The 19,858-nt window shown below is 70.5% G+C and carries 18 protein-coding genes; 11 read left to right on the forward strand and 7 right to left on the reverse strand.

Annotated elements, in window-relative coordinates; genetic code table 11:
* The first annotated feature begins 163 nt into the window (after positions 1-163).
* From ACTWQA_RS02465 to ACTWQA_RS02490, 6 genes are all read left to right on the forward strand, one after another.
* Positions 164-1,048 (forward strand): LysR family transcriptional regulator, encoded by an 885-nt coding sequence (locus ACTWQA_RS02465; RefSeq protein WP_443157665.1) that lies wholly within the window; start codon positions 164-166, stop codon positions 1,046-1,048.
* A 253-nt stretch (positions 1,049-1,301) separates the two neighbouring features.
* Complete coding sequence (locus ACTWQA_RS02470) at positions 1,302-1,988, forward strand: MFS transporter (RefSeq protein ID WP_443157666.1); 687 nt, start codon at positions 1,302-1,304, stop codon at positions 1,986-1,988.
* Positions 1,964-2,176 (forward strand): hypothetical protein, encoded by a 213-nt coding sequence (locus tag ACTWQA_RS02475; protein ID WP_443157667.1) that lies wholly within the window; start codon positions 1,964-1,966, stop codon positions 2,174-2,176. Before ACTWQA_RS02470 ends, ACTWQA_RS02475 begins: the two co-directional genes overlap by 25 nt.
* Positions 2,177-2,220: 44 nt before the next feature.
* Positions 2,221-2,631: a hypothetical protein gene (locus tag ACTWQA_RS02480; RefSeq protein WP_443157668.1), complete on the forward strand. Its 411-nt coding sequence runs from the start codon at positions 2,221-2,223 to the stop codon at positions 2,629-2,631.
* A gap of 67 nt (positions 2,632-2,698) precedes the next feature.
* Entirely contained in the window at positions 2,699-3,676 is a 978-nt protein-coding gene (locus tag ACTWQA_RS02485) for an AraC-like ligand-binding domain-containing protein (protein WP_443157669.1), read from the forward strand.
* 172 nt (positions 3,677-3,848) lie between these two features.
* Positions 3,849-4,334, forward strand: a complete 486-nt coding sequence (locus ACTWQA_RS02490; protein WP_443157670.1) for a quercetin 2,3-dioxygenase — start codon at positions 3,849-3,851, stop codon at positions 4,332-4,334.
* Positions 4,335-4,432: 98 nt separating this feature from the next.
* Here ACTWQA_RS02490 and ACTWQA_RS02495 read toward each other — a convergent pair whose 3' ends face one another.
* Complete coding sequence (locus tag ACTWQA_RS02495) at positions 4,433-7,315, reverse strand: DUF7824 domain-containing protein (protein ID WP_443157671.1); 2,883 nt, start codon at positions 7,313-7,315, stop codon at positions 4,433-4,435.
* Positions 7,316-7,466: 151 nt separating this feature from the next.
* Between ACTWQA_RS02495 and ACTWQA_RS02500 the strand changes: the two genes are divergently transcribed.
* A complete protein-coding gene (locus tag ACTWQA_RS02500) occupies positions 7,467-7,685 on the forward strand; it encodes a hypothetical protein (RefSeq protein WP_443157672.1) in 219 nt (72 codons plus the stop codon).
* 84 nt (positions 7,686-7,769) lie between these two features.
* Here ACTWQA_RS02500 and ACTWQA_RS02505 read toward each other — a convergent pair whose 3' ends face one another.
* From ACTWQA_RS02505 to ACTWQA_RS02515, 3 genes are all read right to left on the reverse strand, one after another.
* Positions 7,770-8,792, reverse strand: a complete 1,023-nt coding sequence (locus ACTWQA_RS02505) for a substrate-binding domain-containing protein (protein ID WP_443157673.1) — start codon at positions 8,790-8,792, stop codon at positions 7,770-7,772.
* Between the two features lie 156 nt (positions 8,793-8,948).
* Entirely contained in the window at positions 8,949-10,007 is a 1,059-nt protein-coding gene (locus tag ACTWQA_RS02510) for an ABC transporter permease (RefSeq protein ID WP_443157674.1), read from the reverse strand.
* Between the two features lie 81 nt (positions 10,008-10,088).
* Positions 10,089-11,432 (reverse strand): glycoside hydrolase family 125 protein, encoded by a 1,344-nt coding sequence (locus ACTWQA_RS02515; RefSeq protein ID WP_443157675.1) that lies wholly within the window; start codon positions 11,430-11,432, stop codon positions 10,089-10,091.
* Positions 11,433-11,662: 230 nt separating this feature from the next.
* Between ACTWQA_RS02515 and ACTWQA_RS02520 the strand changes: the two genes are divergently transcribed.
* Both ACTWQA_RS02520 and ACTWQA_RS02525 read left to right on the forward strand, forming a co-directional pair.
* Positions 11,663-12,568 (forward strand): ATP-binding cassette domain-containing protein, encoded by a 906-nt coding sequence (locus ACTWQA_RS02520; RefSeq protein ID WP_443157676.1) that lies wholly within the window; start codon positions 11,663-11,665, stop codon positions 12,566-12,568.
* Positions 12,569-12,632: 64 nt separating this feature from the next.
* A complete protein-coding gene (locus tag ACTWQA_RS02525; RefSeq protein WP_443157677.1) occupies positions 12,633-13,679 on the forward strand; it encodes a LacI family DNA-binding transcriptional regulator in 1,047 nt (348 codons plus the stop codon).
* A gap of 99 nt (positions 13,680-13,778) precedes the next feature.
* Here the strand turns inward: ACTWQA_RS02525 and ACTWQA_RS02530 are convergent, their stop codons facing one another.
* From ACTWQA_RS02530 to ACTWQA_RS02540, 3 genes are all read right to left on the reverse strand, one after another.
* The gene (locus ACTWQA_RS02530; protein WP_443157678.1) at positions 13,779-15,515 is read right to left on the reverse strand and encodes an NAD-dependent malic enzyme; all 1,737 of its coding nucleotides are present in this window, start codon (positions 15,513-15,515) and stop codon (positions 13,779-13,781) included.
* 124 nt (positions 15,516-15,639) lie between these two features.
* Positions 15,640-16,902: a cytochrome P450 gene (locus ACTWQA_RS02535; RefSeq protein ID WP_443157679.1), complete on the reverse strand. Its 1,263-nt coding sequence runs from the start codon at positions 16,900-16,902 to the stop codon at positions 15,640-15,642.
* A 7-nt stretch (positions 16,903-16,909) separates the two neighbouring features.
* Positions 16,910-18,262 (reverse strand): glutamine synthetase family protein, encoded by a 1,353-nt coding sequence (locus ACTWQA_RS02540; protein WP_443157680.1) that lies wholly within the window; start codon positions 18,260-18,262, stop codon positions 16,910-16,912.
* Between the two features lie 190 nt (positions 18,263-18,452).
* On the opposite strand from ACTWQA_RS02540, the gene ACTWQA_RS02545 reads away from it, so the two are divergent.
* Together ACTWQA_RS02545 and ACTWQA_RS02550 are read left to right on the forward strand one after the other, a co-directional pair.
* Positions 18,453-18,641: a ferredoxin gene (locus ACTWQA_RS02545; protein WP_305918148.1), complete on the forward strand. Its 189-nt coding sequence runs from the start codon at positions 18,453-18,455 to the stop codon at positions 18,639-18,641.
* Between the two features lies 1 nt (position 18,642).
* Positions 18,643-19,851, forward strand: coding sequence for an NAD(P)/FAD-dependent oxidoreductase (locus ACTWQA_RS02550; protein ID WP_443157681.1), 1,209 nt, complete (start codon positions 18,643-18,645; stop codon positions 19,849-19,851).
* The last annotated feature ends 7 nt before the right edge of the window (positions 19,852-19,858 follow it).

Genomic DNA, 19,858 nt, shown 5'->3' on the forward strand with positions numbered 1-19,858 from the left:
GCGTATATTGTTCTTGCTGTGCGCACACTGTACTCAGCGTGCGTTCAGTGTCACCGCGGAGCGATGAGGTTCATGCCATCAGCGTGCCGCCAGGCCATCCGAGACGACAATGCCGGATTCGGTACCGTGCCTTAACCTCTCACTAAACGACGAACGGGGTTGCGTGGAACTTCGCGACATCGAGATCTTCCTGACTCTCGCCGAAGAGCTGCACTTCGGCCGCACGGCGGAACGGCTGCATGTGACACCGGCTCGCGTGAGCCAGGCGATCAAGAAGCAGGAACGCCGCATCGGTGCCGCCCTGTTCGAACGCGACAACCGCCGCGTGGCGCTGACCCCCATCGGGCAGCAGCTCTTGGACGACCTCAAGCCGATGTACCGCGGGCTGCTCGACGGCATCGAACGCGCCGCCCTGACCGCCCGCGGGAAGACGAATGTGCTGTGCCTGGGCATGGTCAACGAAAATCCCCAGGACCTGCGCCCGCTGTTCGACGCCTTCAAGAGCCGCCACCCCGAATGTGACCTCCAGCTCCGCTACGCCGGCTTCGCTGACCCCTTCAGACTGCTGCGCTCCGGAGACATCGACTTTCTGATCGCCTGGTTACCCGTCAGGGAGAGCGACCTCACCGTGGGCCCCGTCGTCTGCACCGAACCGGTCGTGCTCGTGGTCGGCCCCGGCCATCGGCTGGCCGGCCGGGAATCGGTGTCGTACGAAGACCTCGGGGACGAGGTCGTCTTCGGCGGAGCCCGGCCGGACTATTGGCGCAACTGGCTTGTCCCCACACACACCCCCAGCGGACGTCTGATTCGGGTCGGCCCCATCGTGACCACCTCCGCCGAGATGATCCCCCTCGTCTCGAACGGCGAGGCCGTTTCACCGTGTTTCGCGCACTCCATCCGCTACTACGCCCGGCCCGACCACATCTACGTGCCCATCCGTGACGCCCCGCTCGCCCGCTGGGCGCTCATCTGGCGCACCGCCACCGAGACCGCCCTGATCCGGGACTTCGCCGAGACCGCCCGCGACCTCGGCCCCATCGCCCTTTGAACCCGTACGCGCCGTCGCGGCCGCCCGCATAGCCGCGGCGGGCAACCGGCGAGCCGGCCCACTCGCCATCTGGATCCCGCCGCTCGCGCCCATGCACTCACCGCGTCGGCGGACGAGCACCGTGGACGCATCAGGGCCTCGTCTTGGCGATCATCGCGGTACTGCTGGACTTCTTCTTCGCTTCGTGGGCGTGCGGTAGTCCTCCTTGCAGCGGGATGGACGAGGCAGTCAAGTCCGATGCAAACTGATCTCCATGCACGATCATCAACAGCAAGGGAAGGCCGCTCCGCCGGGCGGGGAGCGACCGGCATGGGCGTTGATCGGCCCAGGAATCGCCGCGCTTACCGGTTTGTATCTGCTGACGATGCCCTTCGGGCCCGCAGCGCGGCTTTCTCTGCAGCTGGATCTGGCTTTGTCCAGCCAGACGGCCCTGCTCACGACTTTCGTTGCGTACCTGGTCAGCGCGGCAGCAGGTGGGGCGCTGGGCGTTGGCCTTGGTGCGCGTTTGCTGACGACAGTGGGCACGGCGGCCATCGCCTTCATGATCATCGGTGTGCTGCTGAACGCGCTCACCCCCGACGCCGGAATCTATCTGACCGGCCGGGTGCTGAGCGGGCTCGGTGCCGGTGGCGTGGTGGGGGCGACGGTAGCATTCGCGCGACGGGTGGGCCGTCACTGGGGCGCGGTGGTCGCGATACTGGCGGGTCTTGGTGTCCTCGCCTTGATTCTTGGCCCGTTCATCAATCACGGGCTGTCGAGCGCGTTGGGGTGGAGGTGGGGATACCTCATCACGGTGCTTCCTTTGGTCGTGGGGCTGATTGCCGCTGCCGTCAGCGGATTCGTGCTGCTCCTGACCCGGCGACCTGCGCAACCGAATTCGGCCGGCATGCAGTATCCACCAGCCGAGCAACGGCCTTGGACCGCCCCTCCGGGGACCTGATCGGACTACAGGACGGCTACGCGGAGAAGATTCCGGTGATAACCGCGATCTTGATGGCGAGCGTGATCGGCATCCAGATCAGCCAGGGCAGCAGCCAGCGGGCCGCCACGTGCAGCCATCACCACAGTGCACTCAAGGGCAAGAGCCGTGCCGCCTCTGCCAATGTGTTCCGCCAGGCGGCCTCCTAGCGTCGGAGTCGTCAGAAAGGAAGGCTCCACGAAAGGAGATCCTCATGACCGCGACGATGATCATGCGCCGCGGCCTCACCGTCGCCGTCGCGTCCCTCGCTGCGTTCAGCATTCTTGGGGGGACGGCCGAGATCGCGTCAGCCCACCCTGCTCCGGGGTGTAACAGCAGGACCTACCCGGGCCACACCGTCCGTCACCTCCACCTGTACGGGAGCAACCCAGCCGTTGCCGTCTGCAAGGCCTTCAAGGCCATCGGTGGGGGGAAATTCCAGGTCTTCTACAAGATCAAAGGTCGGGGCGGCCCCAGGCAGGTTCAGGTTCGGAACGACGGAACGACCGTCCGCACGTATTTCGTGAGAGGCGGAACGGGGACGATAAAGAGCCGGCTCCAGGGGCACAGCACCTTCTTCAGAACCTGTCGCCCGGACGGCACGGTCTGCGGCGGGTGGCAGTGACCGTCGCCAACTGCGTCCCGCCAAACTGTTTGAGTGGGGGACCAGCCCAGGCATAGCTTGGGTTTGTATGGGTGTCGTGTTCAGGGCCGACGGGCTCCCGCCGGCGTCGCGCGTCGACTACTGGCGAGAGATCATCAGCGACGTTTTCCTGCCGCTCGACCTCCGCGGTGAGATCGGTCCGAAGACGCCTGCCGAGCTGCGCACCACAGAGATCGGGCCGATTCGGTTCACCGAGTCGGTCACCGGGCCTGGGTCGTCGTTTCGGACGGGCCGGACGCCTCGCCTCATCCGTAGCTCGGATCCGGATGTGTGCCTGGTCGGGGTGCTCGTCGAAGGCGAGGTGCGCGTGGAGCAGGACGGTCGGCAGGCCGTCCTGCGTCCCGGCGATCTGTCGTTCATCGACCCGGCGCGGCCGTTCGAACAATCCTTCACCGCTATGCGCAACATCAGGGTGAGCGTCCCGAAGGCGATGATCCCGTTGCGCGATCGCGAACTCGGCGAGCTGACCGGCGTGCGCATTCCCGGCGACCGGGGAGCGGGGGCGCTGGCCTCGGCACTGACCCGGCAGCTCGCACACAGCGTCGATGAGCTGCCGGCTCCGGAGACGGCACGGCTGGGCGCCGCGGTCGTCGAGGTGCTGACCGTGGCGCTGGCCAGTCGCCTCGACAGGACCTCAGCGGTGCCCCAGACGCGGGAACGCACGCTGCTGCACCGCATCTACGCGTACGTGGAGCAGCAGCTCACCGACCCCGAGCTCTCACCGCGCAGCATCGCCGCCGCGCACCATATCTCGCTGCGCTACTTGTACAAGCTCTTCGAAGCCGAGCAGATGACCGTCGGCGCTTGGGTTCGCCGGCGTCGGCTGGAGCGGTGTCGTCAGGACCTGCGTGATCCCGCGCAGCGCAACCGGCCGGTCGCCGCGATCGGCACGCACTGGGGATTCCTGAGCGCGGCGCACTTCAGCCGCGCGTTCCGCGACGCGTACGGGGTCTCGCCGGCACAGTTTCGGACGCATTCGGTGATGCCGGCGGGCAACGAGAGGTAGGCCGGCATGGACCCTGGACCGTCCGCGCGCCCGCCCTGTGCACGGATCGGCAACGAGGGTGTGCTGATCGGTGACGACACGGGCGGAGGACGTGCGTGCTCACGTCGGGGTGGGTAACCAACGCCGAGCTCGGGTAATAGGCCGCCGAGCTGCCCCAGGAAGGGAAGACCCGATGCCCCGACCGCCACTGGACACGCTGCTGCTGCCACCCGGTCACGGTGAGGGGCTGTGGCATCTCGACGCGCTGTGGACGTTCAAGATCCCGGCGGCAGTCACCGGCGGCGCGTTCAGCCTCGCCGAACAACTGCTCCCCAAGGGCGCGGCGCCGCCCGTGCACCGCCACACCCGCGAGGACGAAGCCTGGATCGTGCTTGATGGGGAGGTCACCTTCTTTCTCGACGACGAGCAACGTACCGCCGGACCCGGCGCCTACGTCTTCGGACCGCGCGGGCTAGCCCATACACACCGCGTCGAGTCGGAAACCGCCCGGCTCGCCACGCTGCTCATCCCCGGCACCTGCGAAGCGTTCTTCCACACCACTGGACGACCGGCCGGATCCCTCACCCTCCCCCCACCCGAGCAGCACGACCTGGACCGGTTGCTGGAAGGCATGCGCGAACACGGCATCGAGTTCCTCGCTCCACCACCGGCCCCGTAGAGCCGTAATGCCGCCCCACCGCCCTGATCGCGACCTCACTGGGCGTGGCACCGTGTTCGGCCTGCGTGTACGGGGCGATTCGTCGGTCGCCCTCTCGTCTAGGCGCGCGCCTCCGTCGCGGCCTGTCCCTGTCCGCCGAGTAGTTGCTCGTGCAGGGCGCGGGCGGTGCGTACGAAGCCGCTCGACCCCTTGCGGGCCGCCACCTCGGCGACCGCCGGGACTGGGCCGTGCGCTCCTGCCCAGCGGGCGGCGTCGATCGCGAAGGTGAGCGCCTGGGTGTGCCCGGAATACGGCCGCTCGTCCGGTCCCGGCAGGTAGACGGGCAGCAGCCCGGTCATGATCTCCCACACGTGCCGGTGCGCGCCTTGTCTCGCGCATTCCTCCAGCGCCGGCCGTATGCGGCTCATCTTGGTCACGTCCCTGCGCAGGGACAGCCCGAGCTGCCGCCCGCACTCCACCGCGGACAGGCAGCCGGCGGCGGCCGCGCCCATGAGCAGCCCCCGGCCGCGCTCGGGCCAGGCGAACATGCCCTGCTCGGTCAGCTGGACGGCGATCAGCAGCGCCATCGCCTCGCCCGCCGGCCCGTCCTGGGAGAACAGCGCGGCCACGTACTCGTAGAAGTAGCCCGGCCGGTCCCAGGTGTTGAGCAGATGCGGCAGGAAGTGCATGGCCACCGCCTCCCGGTCCGAGGGCAGCGTCAGCCGCCAGGAGTCCATGTATCGGCCGTCGTCTTCGTTCGGCCAGGGACGCGGATCGGACAGCAGCGCGTCGATCAGCGCCAGCCCCGTCGGCTCGATCCGGATGCGGGGGTGCAGCCGGGGGCTGTGCCCGCCCTGCTGCCGGTCGTGCGTGTAGTCGCCGCCGGCGTGCGACCAGTCCACGCGCAGCTCCGCCTCCGGCCGGTCGGCCAGCCAGCGCGCCAGCGTGGCGCCCGCTTGCGAGGTCAGCTTCCCGGCGCGGTCGGCCACCTCCGGGTCCACCTCGCGCGGCAGCCGCAGCAGCGCCTGCCCCAGATCGGCGGGGAGGGCCTGGACACCGGCCCGCTCGTATCCCTCCAGGCGGGCCACCAGCTCGGCGGGGTCAAGGTGGCCGGAGGTGAGGGTCGGCGTGGCCAGCAGGTAGGGCGGCAGCGTCCCGGCCTTCAGCGCGGCGTGGACCTCGGCGCAGCGTAACAGCATGGCGTAGTGCGGCGGCGAGACGTGGCGCGGGTCCGGCAGCCGGTCCCGCGGCGTGTCCTCCTCCTCGTCGCGGCGTCTCCAGTGACCCGACGACATGATCGACACCCCGAGGATCTCCGCTTCGAGCGGCGGGCCTTCCTTGAAGCGCTCCAGGTTGCCCAGCGGAATGCCTTGTTCCGTGAGGCCGGCGGCGATGCTTTCCCGCAGTTCGGCGGGCAGCCGGCCGAAGTCCGCCTCCATGTCGCCCTCGGCGGTGCGCACGCCGATGATGTGCCTGGCGTACTCGGGAGCTCGTTCGGGCTCCGGAATGGGTGGCTCCTCGCCGGGGTTGGCGGCCTCGCGCAGCAGCGCCTCCGTCCACTCGCTGAGGTCGGACCACTGGCGGCGCTCGTAGATCCGGCCCCGGCCCGGGCGCGGCCGCTTGGACGGGTCACGGACGAAGCCGTCGAGCCACCGTTCGAAGGTGATGCCGTCGCCGACCCGGTTGTAGGCGGCGGTCAGGTCGTCAAGCGCCGGCGGGAACGGCTCGCGGGCGAGCGGCTCGAACGGCGGCAGCGGCGCGGACTCGAAGTCGTCAGGCGCCTCAGGCTCGGTCGCCACCACGCCGTACGCCTCCGACAGCCGCGCCGCCAGCTCGGCGGGCAGGACGCTCGCCGCCTCGCGCACGGCCCCGGCCCCGGCGGGTGTGAAGCGTCCGGCATGCTTGACGGCCAGGCGCACCGTGCGCTCGCGCACCTCGTAGGACTCGCACAGGAATGCCGAGGCGAGCGCAGGGGCCAGGTCGTCGAGGTCGCCGGCCGCGTCGCGGGCGGCCTGGTCCAGCAGGCTCAGCCCGGCGCGCACGAGCTTTCCCTCAGGGCGGAACAGCAGTGCCGACACCGCGTCATTGACCTCCTCGCCGCTCAGCCCGCCCGCGCCGCGCAGGTGCCGCAGCGCCAGCTCGGCCACCGGACCCGGCGCGGCGGGCAGCAGCCGCAGGTAGTCGCGGTTGCGCTCCTGGCTCGGTGCCGGGGCCAGCATCTCGTGCAGGCGGGCGAAGAAGCGCAGGTCGGTGGCGCTGCCGCCACGCAGGAATCGGCGTATGCAGCCGTCGACCAGCGGCTCGGGAGCGAACCGGCCGGCCGCGACCGCCTCGCGCAGCGCCCCCAGCCAGGTGCGGCGGCCGGAGTCCCATGAGGGCGGCTCGACGTTGTCCTGCCGCAGCTGCCGGCCCACGCCCTCGGCCTCGAACAGGCGGGGCACCAGGTGCTCGGCCAGTGGGTCGTGCTCCAGGGCCGGCGGCGGCTGGGACACCCAGGCGGTCGTGAGCGGGTCGTGGTCAGGCGGGACGGCACCGGTGCGGCGCAGCAGCTCCAGGGCCAGCGGGACACTGTCGTCCCTGGCCTGGGCCCGGCTGCCGCGCAACCGCAGGGCCAGCCGCACGGCGAGGTCGGCCTGCCACTCCGGCGGCCGCGCGGCGATCACCCGCAGCAGCGGCCCGGAGTCGAGCGGCCGCCGCCAGCGGGTGAAGTCGCGACGGTAGAGCCAGGTCGCGACGGCCGCCGCCCCGCCGAGCACGCCCGCGCCGGCGACCCGCATGGGCTCGATCCATTCCTCGCCGTCGCTCCAGACGCCCCGGCGCCGGTCGCGTTCCGCGACCGCCTTCCTGGCGACACCGATGTGGCCGGGCAGCTCGCGGGCCACCTCGCGGCACCCGGCCTCGTCGAGGGCCAGCACCGCGTCCGCGACCAGGGCCGGGTCGCCGGCGGTGATGGCCGCCCGCACACCCGGCCAGGCCCGGCTCTTGGGGGGTTGAGTCGTCATGCCGCACACCGTAGAGATCGGCTCCGACAGATCCGGATCACCGGCCGTCGCCCGCATGCGATCAAAAGGATCAGAACCCTCCCGGCCACAGGTGCCGCATCTACCGTGAGCGCTACCGATCTCTGGCACTCGGGGGGATGATCTTGTGACGGTGTCAACAGTCGTGGCGGCCGGGTTCGTGATCATGTTCGTGTGCGTCGTCGTGGGGATGATCGCGTCACTGATCGGCGGAGGGCCCTCCATGCGGAGGGGATCCGGCAACCCCGGCATCCCGTTCGGCGGCGGTTCGGGCGGGTTTGGTGACAGTGGCTGCGACGGCGGCGGCTTCTCGGGCGGTGACGGAGGCGGAGGCGGAGGCGGAGGCGACTGACGACCGGCCCCATACGCTGAGCATCGCAACGGCCGGAAACCCGTGGGGGTTTCCGGCCGTAGCGAGGCCGGCGGCTGAGCCGTGTCAGTTGCAGGTGGTGGTGTAGAGGTACTTCGACACCTCGGGGTCGTCGACGTTCTCCTTGGTGATGACGGTGGAGTCCGTGCCGATCCGCTTCTGCACCTGCTCGCCGCGCGCCGCCGCGGCGGCCTGGGCGACGCCGTCGGCGCCGATCTGCGCCGGCTGCTGAGCGACCAGGGCCTGGACCACGTCGTCGCGCAACTGCTCGACCTGCGCGGGTCCCGCGTCGAAGCCGACCAGCTTGATCGTGCCGGCCTTGCCCGCCGCCTTCACGGCGTTGTTGGCGCCCTGGCTCTGGTCCGTGCTGAGCGCGAAGATGCCGGCCAGGTCGGGATGGGCCGCGAGCTGGGCGGAGACCAGCTGGGAGATCTTCGCGACGCCGTTGGAGGTGAACACGTTGCCGAGATATTTGATGTTGGGGTACTTCTTGAGCCCTTCCTCGAAGCCCTTCTGCCGGGCCTCGGCCGTGCTGACTCCGGGCTGGCCGCCGACCAGGAGGACGCTGCCCTTCTCGCCGATGAGCTTCGCCAGCGCGTCGGCGGCGACCTGCCCGCCCTTGACGTTGTCGCTGGCGATCGCTGAAGCGACGAAGCTGGTGTCCGACAAGGTGGTGTCCACCAGCACCACCTTGATGCCGGCCTCGGTCGCCTGCTTGAGCGGCTGGATCAGGGCCTGAGAGTCGTTGGGGGCGATGAACAGCGCGTCCGGCCGGGCGGCGATGACCGAGTTGACCATGGGGATCTGCAGGCTTACGTCCCAGTTCTTGGCGCCCTGGACGTTCAGGTCCACGTTGTGCTGCGCCGCCGCCTCCTTGGCGCCGCAGGCCATGGTCTCGTAGAAGGGGTCACCTGCGACCCCTTCGATGAAGGTCACTTTGACCTTCTTGGCCCCCGCTTCGGTCGTTGTGGCCGAGGCGCCGGCGTTCGAGGCGGTGTCCGTGCCGCTGGAAGCGGAGGAACCGCAGGCGGCGAGCGTGGTCACGAGACCGGCGACGACGGCCAGCCATGCCATGGGTGTTCTCTGCATCGTCGACTCTCCTGATTGATGCGGCCGCACACTGTCGGTGCGTGCGGGCGATGGAGTGAAACGTGCGTCGTCGCAGGAGGAAGCCTCGTGGGGCGGCGCGGGGGTGAGGAGATGCGGGGGGATGAGCGGGATGGATGCCGTGAGGGTCCTGCCGCGCTACGTTCGTGCGTCGCGCCGTCGGCGCCGCTGGTCGACCATCACCACGATGACCAGGGCGGCGCCGAGTGCGACCTGCTGCCAGAAGGGCTCCAAGCCGAGGATGACGAAGCCGTCCGTGAGCACCGAAGGGATCATGACGCCGACGACGGTACCGAGCACGGTGCCCACGCCGCCGATCAGGCTCGTCCCCCCGATGACGACCGCGAGAATCGCCTGCAGCATGTCGGTCTGGTGTCCGTTGAGCGTCGTTGTCTGGAACCGGGCCAGGCTCACGAATCCGGACAGCCCGGCCAGGGCGCCGGAGAGCACGTAGACCTTGACGATGTGGTTGTTGACGTTGACCGCAGCCCGGCGGACCGCCTCCTCGTTGGATCCGATCGCAGCCGTGTAGCGGCCGAACCGCGTCTGCGACATCACGAAGGCGCCGGCGGCGGCGACCGCCAGCGCCACCAGCACGGTGTACGGCACGCCGAGGAATTCGCCGAAGCCGAGGGTGTCGGCCAGCGTGCGCGGCACGCCGTGCATGTCCTGCCCACCGGCCAGGAGGTAGGCGAGGCCGGTGGCGGCGGCGAAGCTGCCGAGCGTGGTGATCAGCGGAGAGACGCCGCCACGGGTGGTGACGAGCCCGTTGACCAGCCCCCATGCCACCCCGGACAGCAGCGCGGCGGCGAGCCCGGCCAGCAGGACGAGTGGCCCGTCGCCGCCGATCGCGAGCATCACCTTGAGGCTGACGACGCCCGAGAACACGAGCACCGAGCCGACCGAGAGATCGATGCCCGCGATCGTGATGACGAAGGTCATTCCGACCGCGATGAGCAGGTAGCTCGAGGCGTCGACGGCGATGCTCTTGGCGTTGAACCAGGACACGAACTGCTCTGGGCGCATCACCGAGAAGATGGTGATCAGGGCCAGCAGGACGAGCACCGACCAGCTGCGTTGCGTCCGGTGCACGTTACGGAGCCGGCCGGACGTCTGCGAACCCGGCCGGGCGCCGTCCGCGGTGGCCACGGGACGTGCGGCGTCGGTGCTCGTCGGCGCTGTCTCAAGCTCTGACATCGCTCACCTCTGTAGGGTGCGCCATTGGTGACAACGTTGTCACATCGGATGAGGCACGGTAACCCCGGCCGCCGGGGGCCGTCAACGCCGGTGGCCCAATTGTTGCCGAGCGAGGGTCACGGGCGAATCCGCCGCTCGCACGGCGTCGTCCACCTCGGCCGGCACAGGAGGTACCGGACGCGGCACCGGGAGCCCCGCCAGGGAGAGCGACAGTTCGGCGAACAGGGAATTCGCCCAGGCGAACCACGGCCTGGTGAAGGTGGCGGGATCGTCGGCGTGGAAGCTTTCGTGCATCAGTCCGGTGCCGGCGTCGGTGGCCACGAGCACCCGATACGTGTCGGCCGACTCGTGCCGTGACCCGGCGGTCAGGGCCTGCATGCACAACGCCATCGGCCAGATGTGCCGCGCGGGTGTGTGCGGGCTGCCGACGCCTTCCGCCGCCCCGCCCCGGTAGAAGTACGGGTTCCGTTCGCTCAGCACGAGATCGCGGGTCCGCCGGTAGAGCGGATCATCGTGGTCGCACCAGCCCAGATAGGGCAAGGAGAGCAGACTTGGCACATTGGCGTCGTCCATCAGGTTCACCCCGCCGAGGCCGTCCACCTCGTACGCATAGACGGGGCCGGAGCCGGTGTGCGCCACTCCATGGCGGGCGATGCCGCCCGCGATGTCGACGGCCAGCTCGAGCGCCCGGGTGCCGAGCGCGGGCTCCAGCAGTCCCTCCTTACACAGCCGCACGACGCCGTTGAGCGCGACCACGGCCGCCGCGTTGGCCGGGATCAGGTAGCCGTACTCGCACCGGTCGTCGCTGGGCCGGAATCCCGACCAGGTCATCCCCGTGCGGCCGACAGGCGACCCGAGGCCGCCGCGGTCCAGTGTGTCGCCCTGGAAGGGGCCGGCCACGCGCTCGAACCGGTACGCCGAGGCCCGTTCGTGGTCCTGCTCGACCCGCCAGACCCGCATGACGAGGTCGGCCGCCGCCGCGAAGTCGCCGTCCAGATGCGCCGCCGATCCACCGGCCGCCCAGAGCTCATAGCCGAAGGACAGCAACGAGCACAGCGAGTCCACCTCGTACTTGCGCTCCCAGACGTCCGGGGGCGGCGCCGGCCGGTCGTGCTCGTCCGCGTGGCCGCCGGTGGGCCCGTCGTTCACCGCGTTCGCGTAGGGATCGGTCAGGACCGCGCGGGCCATCCGCCGGACGACCCCGGTCAGGACGCGCCGCACGGCCGGGTCGGGCAGGCCGATCAAGTAGGGCCGGAGCTGGCCGATCGTGTCCCGGTGCCACATGGCTTCGATGTCGCCGGTGATGACGAAGGGCTCGTCCGGGTTCCCGCGCAGCGTGGTCGTCCAGGCGTTGGCGAAACAGCGCAGGAACATCTCACCGGCGCCGAATTCCGCCTCCAACCGAGCCGCCGCCCGGGAGGACACGGAGGCCAGGCTCCCGGCGAGAACTGCCCAGTGTGCTGCGTGGATGTCGGCTGACAAGAAGAACGCACCCCTCAACTGACAGGCGGAACCTGCTCGGTGCCGCGGGTCACGGCGGGATCTCCGCACCGCGGACGTCTATGCCGGCGCACGCTACCCTAGTACTGTCCGATGCGACAGCGTTGTCACTCCCTCCGGCTCCCCTCGGCCGGACGGGATCCGAGGAGGCGCAGATGAGCAGCAGCCCTGACACCCCGCTCCTGCAGTTGTCCGGAATCGTCAAGCACTACGGGACGGTCCGGGCCCTCCAAGACGCCTCGCTCACCGTTTACCCGAACGAGGTCGTCGCACTGGTCGGAGACAACGGCGCGGGCAAGAGCACCATGATCAAGGTGATCTCCGGGGTGATCCAGCCGGACGAGGGCGAGATCGTCGTCGACGGCCGGCCGGCCACCTTCGCCAGTCCGCTCGATCCGCGAAGCCATGGCATCGAGACCGTCTATCAGGACCTCGCGCTCGCCCCCGACCTGGATCCCGCTGCGAACCTCTTCCTCGGACGTGAGGTGCTGCGCGGCGGTCTGCTCGGCAGGCTGGGCATGCTGGACAAGCCGGAGATGCGGCGCCAGGCCGACGACGCGTTCGCCCGTCTCAGCGTCGGTCTGCAGGACACCCGCAGCATGGTGGGCACCATGTCCGGTGGTCAGCGGCAGGGGATCGCGGTGGCGCGAGCGGTGCTGTGGGCCAGCCGGCTGGTGCTGATGGACGAGCCGACGGCCGCCCTGGGCGTCGTCCAGACCGGCCGCGTCCGGGCATTGATCGAGTCCGTACGGGAGCAGGGCGTATCCGTGGTGCTGGTCAGCCACAATCTGCCCTTCGTCTTCGAAGTGGCGGATCGGATCGAGGTGCTGCGGCTGGGCCGGCGTGTGGCCGTGTTCACGCGGGCGGAGGCCACGGCGGAACGCGTGCTCGGGGCGATGACCGGCATGCTGGCCGAGGCGCCGCCTGGCGATCTTGCCGAGGCCGCCGCCGGCACCGGCCCGGCTACGATGATCGGTACCACGATCAACGCCAGGACGGACGGCAGCGGCCGGGTGGACGGACCCGGTGATGTCAGCGGAATCTCCGGGACGGAGGGATGACCGGCCCCGCCGGGGCGTCCGCGGCCTTGTAGTGATCGACAAGCCGCAGGAAGGGGAACGGCTCGTGACTCGGCCGACGATGAAGCAGGTCGCCGAACTCGCCGGGGTGGGCATGAAGACGGTGTCCCGGGTGGTGAACGGGGAGGGGCGGGTCAGCCGTGCGACACGGTCAAAGGTGGAAGCGGCCATCGCCGCGACCGGCTACCGGCGCAACGAGGTGGCCAGGAGCATGCGAGGCATGCGATCCGGGCAGAGCACCGGAGACATCGGCCTGCTGCTCGGAGACCTCACCAACCCGTTCTTCGCGGCCGTGGCCTCCTCAGTGATCGGCGTGGCCCGGGCGCGCGGCTACGCCGTCGTGCTGGCCAGCGCGGATGAGGATCCGCAGGCCGAGCGCGCGGCCATCGACGGCCTGCTGGGCCGCCAGGTGGCCGGGCTCCTCGTCGTTCCCGGCGGCCGGGACTACAGCTACCTGCAGCCGGAGATCGCGCGCGGCACCCCGGTCGTCTTCGTGGACCGCCCCGGCGCCGGGGTGGAGGCCGACGAGGTCGTGCTGGACAACGCCGCCGGGGCGCGGATGGCCGTACGCCACCTCGTCTCCTACGGGCACTCCCGGATCGGCGCCATCGTCGCGCCGAGCCGCTGGACGACGACGCAGCGCCTGCGCGGCTTCAGGGATGCCATGCGCACCGAGGTCGGTTCGGCCGACCCCGCCCTGATCCGGCGCCTGTCCACCGGTTCGGTGGCCGAGGCCGAACGGGCGGGCCGCGAACTGCTGGCGATGCCGGACCCTCCGACCGCCGTCTTCACCACCACCGGCTTCATGACCCAGGGCCTGCTGCGTGCGCTGGGGCCGCGTCGCGACGTCGCGGTCACCGGCTTCGACGACTTCCCGCTGGCCGACATGCTTCCCGTCCCGCTGACCGTCGTCGCCGGGGATCCGGTCAACCTGGGCACGGTTGCCGCGCAGTCCCTGTTCGCCAGGATCGACGGGTGGGCCGGGCCGCCGGCTCGCCGCGTCATCCGGCCCACACTGGTGCCGCGCGGCAGCGGAGAAATCCGCCCACCTGCCTCATCCCTGCTGCCCTCTGGATCATCGGCGTCCGCCTGATCATGCGCGGCGGCAGACGCCGACGGCGGCTCCGTCATTTTTCGCCGTGCGGCGGGCGTGCCGGAGGCGGAGTCGGCCGCGCCGGGGCTTCGGTCTTGGTCATGGCTGCTCCACGGCCTTGATCGGGTGGTAGACGGGCTGCCACATGGCCTGGCGGACCTGCTCCACGGCGTTGTGGATCTCATTGCGGGCCAGGCCCTCGGTGGCGGCCTGCTCGGCGACGGCCACGGCGACGGTCGCCGAGACCTCCCTGAGGTTGTCCACCTGCGGCAACAGCGACGCGCCCGGCAGCGACGGGTCCACGAGCCCGGCGACGGCGTTGGCGGCCGCCTCCAACATGCCGTCGCTGACCTGGCGCGCCTTGGACACGACCACGCCCAGCCCGATGCCCGGGTACAACATGGCGTTGTTGGCCTGGCCGATGGTGTAGGTGACACCGTTGTACGTGATCGGGTCGACCGGGATGCCGGTGGCGATCAGGGCGCGGCCGTCGGTCCAGCGGAGCAGGTCGGCCGGCATCGCCTCGATCCGCTCGGTGGGGTTGGAGATCGGGAAGATGATCGGCCGGCCCCCGCCGGAGGCCATCGCGCGGACGACGTCCTCGGTGAAGGCGCCGTGCACGGTCGAAGTGCCCAGCAGCATGGTGGGCTTGACCCGCTCGACGACCTCGCGCAGCCCGATCCCGTGCTCCCCGCGGCTCCAGCCGTCCACTTCGGCGGCCGGGCGCGCGTAGGGCCGCTGGAAGTCGCGCAGGTCCGCCATGTCGTCGGTGAGCAGGCCCTGCTTGTCGATCGTCCAGATGCGCCGGGTGGCGGTGCCGCGATCGAGGCCGTCGCGGACCATGGCGTCCCGCAGCTGGTCGGCGATGCCGCAGCCGGCCGTGCCCGCACCGAACACGACGATCCGCTGGTCCCGCATGGCCGTCTCGGACACCTTGACCGCGCTGAGCATGGCGGCCAGGACGATCGCGCCGGTGCCCTGCATGTCGTCGTTGAACGTGGGGATCTTGTTCCTGTACCGCTCCAGGATCCGGCGTGCGTTGGAGGGGCCGAAGTCCTCCCAGTGCAGCATGGCGCCGGGGAACATGCGGGTGGCCGTGGTGACGTAGGCGTCGATGAAGGCGTCGTAGCGGTCACCGCGTACGCGGGTGTGCCGGTTGCCGACATAGGCGGGGTCGTTGAGCAGGGCCTCGTTGTCGGTGCCGACGTCCAGGGCGACCGGGATGACGCGGGCCGGGTCGATGCCCGCGGCGGCGGTGTAGACGGCCAGTTTGCCGGTGGCGATGCCCGCCCCGCCGCCGACGCCCCAGTCGCCGATGCCGAGGATCTCTTCGGCGTCGGACGCGACGATCAGGTCGACGTCATCCGCCCCCATGCCGAGGTCGTCGAACGCCTTGGCGATCCCGTCAGGGTCGTTCACGGACAGGTAGAGCCCGCGCGGCCGGCGGTACTCGTGGCTGTAGCCCTTGATCGCCTCGGCCACCGTGGGGTCGTACACGATGGGGAGCATCTCGCGGAGGTGGTCGCTGAGCAGCCGGTAGTACAGGACCTCGTTGCGATCCCGCAGCCCTTCCAGGAAGACGTTCTTGAGCAGGTCCGTGGGCTGGGCGCGGTACTGGGCGTAGGCCCGCTGCGCCTGCTCCTCGATCGTCTCCACCGCGGGCGGGATGAGACCGTCGAGGTCGAGTTCGGCGCGTTCCTGCCGGGTGAAGGCGGTCCCCTTGTTCAGCAGCGGCTCCTGGAGCACGCCGAGCCCGCGTACGGCCGTGACGTAACTTCCGTCGTCCTCCTCGGTGAAACCGCGGCGTGCACTGGTGGATCGGCCGGCATAGGACATCGTCGCCCCCGTGAGACTGTGCGTGCTGTGGACGCCCCGGCTCGTGCCCCTGGGATGCCCCCATAGCCTCAATGTGCGCTAAAGGACGCGTATCGCCGTAAGCGCTCCCCTCGACGGCCAGGTTCTAGGCGAGGGTGATCTCCACGGGGAGCTTCTTGATGCCGTTGACGAAGTTTGAGCGCACACGGGGCACCTCGCCGGTGAGGCGGATGTCGGCGAGGCGGGGGATGAGCTCCTCGAACATGATGCGGATCTCGGTGCGCGCGAGGAGGTTGCCCAGGCAGAGGTGAGGGCTGCCCTTGCCGAAGGTGACGTGGTCGTTCTTGGTGCGGGTGACGTCGAAGGCGTACGGGTCGGGGAAGACGGCCTCGTCGCGGTTGCCCGCGGCGTACCACATGACGACCTTGTCGCCCTCCTTGATCTGCTTGCCGCCCAGGTCGACGTCACGGGTCGCGGTGCGGCGGAAGTGGTAGACGGGGGATGCCCAGCGCAGGAATTCCTCGACGGCGTCCGGGATGAGCGAGGGGTCCCGGCGCAGCAGGTCGAGCTGGTCCGGGTGCTGGATCAGGGCCAGCATGGTGTGGGAGATGGCGTGCCGGGTGGTCTCGTTGCCGGCGACGACGAGCAGCAGGAAGTAGTTGTCGAAGTCCTGCTCCGACAGGGGGATGCCGTCGCGCGGGGTCTGGTTGACCAGGCGGGAGACCAGGTCGGTGCCATCGCCGCCGCGGCGCTGCCTGGCCAGTTCGCGGCCGTACTCGAAGACCTCCAGTGAGGCGGGGGAGCGGAAGGGCAGGTGGCGGTATTGCTCGCTCTCCTCGCTGTCCAGGAGCACGTCGGCGTAGTCGGGGTCGGTGTTGCCGATGATGCGGTTGCCCCAGTCGATGAGCTTCTTGGTGTCGCCGTCGGGGACGTCGAGCAGGCGGGCCAGCACGTTGATGGGGAAGTCGGCGGAGATGTCGGCGACGAAGTCGAAGGCGCCCTTGGCGAGGGCGGCGTCGAGGGTGGTGGCGGTCAGGCCGCGCAGGAAGTCGGCGTACTGGCTGATGACCGCGGCGCCGAACTGGCGCTGGAGCAGGCTGCGCAGGGCGCGGTGGCGCACCCCGTCCAGCTCCAGGATGGACGCGCGGCGCTTGATCTGGTCGTCGTCGACCTCTTCCAGGTTGACGAACTTGGTGGAGGTGAACGTCTCGGCGTCGCGGTCGACACGGGTGATGTCCTCGTGGCGGGTGACGGCCCAGAAGCCGGCGTTGGGCGCGGGCTCCGGCTGCCAGTGGACGGGGTCCTCCTGGTGCAGGGTGCGGAACATCCGCCATGGCGTGACGCCGTCGGTGAAGTTGCCGGGGTCGGCGAGGTCGATCTCGTCGAGGGGGAGGGGCTCGGGGATCACTGTGCTCTCACAGGTGGTAGGCGTACTCGGTGAACTCCCAGTCGGTGACGTGCCGATGGAAGCGTTCGATCTCGTTGCGCTTGTAGGCGAGGTAGGAGGCGGCGAAGTCCTTGCCGAGCAGGTCGGTCAGCTCACCGTCGGCTTCGAAGGCGTCCAGCGCGTCGGCGAGCGTCATCGGCAGCACCGCGGCCCGGGCGGTGTCGTAGCCGTACCCCTCCAGCGGGGGCGGCGGCTCCAGACCGGCGCGTACCCCCAGCAGCGCGGCGGCGATCGCGCCGGCGATCAGCAGGTACGGGTTCGCGCTCGCGTCGCCGAGGCGCAGCTCGAAGCGGGCGCCGGAGCCGCGCTCGGGCGGGACGCGCACCATGGCGCTGCGGTTGTCGAGGCCCCAGTCGATCAGCCAGGGCGCGAGCGTGTCGGGTCCGAACCGTTTGTAGGAGTTGATGGTGGGGTTGGCCAGCGCCGCGAGCGCCGGGGCGTGGGCCAGGACGCCGGCGATGGCGTGCCGGGCGCTGTCCGACAGCCCGTACGGCGCCGACGGGTCGTCGAAGGCGTTCGTGTCACCGGAGGTGCAGGACAGGTGGAGGTGGAAGCCGGAGCCGCCTTCGTCGTTGAACGGCTTGGCCATGAAGGTGGCCAGGCGGCCCTCGGCGCGGGCCAGCTCTTTGATCGCCGCCTTGAACAGGAACGTGCGGTCGGCGGCGTCCAGGGCGGCGGAATGCACGAGGTTGATCTCGAACTGGCCGCTGCTGAACTCGTGGTTGCCCATGCTCGCGCCCACGCCCAGGTCCCGCAGGTGGCGCAGCGTACGCAGGAGGTGGCCGTCGGGGTCGCCGCGGCGCCCGGCGACGTAGACGTTGCCGGGCGCCTCGGCGTAGCGCCGCCACCCGCCTGGCGTGCCGGGGGCGGGCTCGCACAGGAAGTACTCCAGCTCGGGGCCCACCACCGGGCTCAGCCCCTGCTCGGAGCAGCGGTCGAGGACGGCCCTCAGCAGGTCGCGCGGCGACTCGGGCACGGCGTCCCCGGTGGCGGGATCGACGACCTCGCCGAGACACCAGGCGACGCCGGGTTCCCAGGGCAGCGGCTTGAGCGTGCCGAGGTCCGGTCGCACCACGATGTCGGGCAGCCCGGCGTCCAGACCGCCCGCGACCGGCACCACGTCGCCCTGGGGGCTGGTGTGGTAGACGGCGCGGCAGAAGGCCAGCCCGTGCTCGCAGGCGCCGGCCAGGTGGTCGACCAGGACATCCCGCGCCCGGTCAGTGCCGATGAGGTCGGGGTAGACCACGCGGACCACGTCCACGTCCTGAGCGGCCAGGCGGTCCAGGTGCTCGTGGATGCGTGCGATGTCGTGAGCGCTCATCGGCGTCTCCTCGGGCGGGGAGGGGGAGGCACTACGGCGTGACCGCAGGTTCGTTTGAAGCCAAACGATATGTGCTGGTAGGCAGCCTCGCAAGAGGGTGACCCTCTTATTTTGCCTGGTCCCGGCTCTTGACCTGGCCGTCTACGTCTCCTTATGTTGTTTGGACCCAAACGAATTAGGGGGTGTGGCCTTGAAGGTCGTCGTCGACATGAACAAGTGTCAGGATCACGGGCAGTGCGTGTTCGCCGCTCCCGACGTCTTCCAGCTCGACGACGCCGGGCATCTGGCGTACGTCGCCGAGCCGGACGAGTCGCTGCGCGCCGACGTCGAGGACGCCGCGGACGTGTGCCCGCTGCAGGCCATCACGATCGAGGACTGACGTGACAGGTCGTGTCGTCGTGGCCGGCGCCTCGCTGGGTGGCCTGCGTGCCGCCGAGCAGCTGCGCGCGGCCGGCTGGACCGGGGCGATCACCGTGGTCGGTGACGAGCCGGTGATGCCCTATAACCGGCCGCCCCTGTCGAAGGAGGTGCTCGTCGGCAAGGGTTCCTTCGAGTCGCTGGCCTTCCGGCCCCGGGCGAGCGTCGCCGACGTGGAGTGGGTGCTCGGCGCCGCCGTGACCTCCGCGGACCTGGGCCGTCGTGTGCTCGGCCTGGCCCATGGCGCCGAGCTGACCTTCGACGGCCTGGTCGTCGCCACCGGCGTGCGCCCGCGGCGGCTGGGCTGCCCGGGCCCGCTCCGAGGCCGCCACACCGTTCGCACCGTGGCCGACGCCCGCGCCCTGCGGACCGAGCTGGCCCGCCCGGGCGCGCGGGTCGTCGTGGTCGGCGCCGGGTTCATCGGCTGCGAGGTGGCCGCCACCGCCGTCGCGCTCGGCGCCGCCGAGGTGATCGTGGCCGATCCCGAGCCGCTGCCGATGCTCCGTCCGCTCGGCGAGCTGCTGGCCCGCGACCTGCTGCGCCGCCACGAGCAACGGGGCGTGCGCTTCGCGCTCGGCACGGCCGTCTCTGGCTTCGAGGGCGAGGACCGGGTGACCGGTGTGGTGCTGGGGGACGGGCGGCGGCTGGCCGCGGACGTGGTGATCGAGGCGGTGGGCTCGATTCCCAACACCGAGTGGCTGGCGGGCAACGGTCTCGACCTTGCCGACGGCGTGCGCACCGACGAGCTGCTGCGCGTGGGCGGTCTGCCGCACGTGGTGGCCGTCGGCGACATCGCCCGCTTCCCCAACGCCCGCTACGACGGCGTGCCGCGCCGCATCGAGCATTGGTCGATGCCCGCCGACACCGCCAAGCGCGCCGCGAGAACCCTGGCCGCGCATCTCGCCGGCGCCGAGCCCGACCCTGAGCCGTTCGCGCCGCTGCCCACCTTCTGGAGCGACCAGCACGACTTCCACCTGCAGTGCTTCGGCGCCCCGGCGTTCGGCCTGGACGACGTCCGCGTCCTCGAGGGCGAGCCCGGCGATGACGTCGTCGCCGGCTACCACTCGGCCGGACGGCTGGTCGGCGTCGTCGCCCTGGGCGGCCCCGCCGCCACCGCCGCGGCCGCCCGTCACCGCTCCGGCCTGCTCAAGCCGCCCGCTCTCACCGCCTAGAGGAAAC

Origin of the sequence: Nonomuraea sp. 10N515B (assembly GCF_052245915.1) — a bacterium.
Lineage (GTDB): Bacteria > Actinomycetota > Actinomycetes > Streptosporangiales > Streptosporangiaceae > Nonomuraea.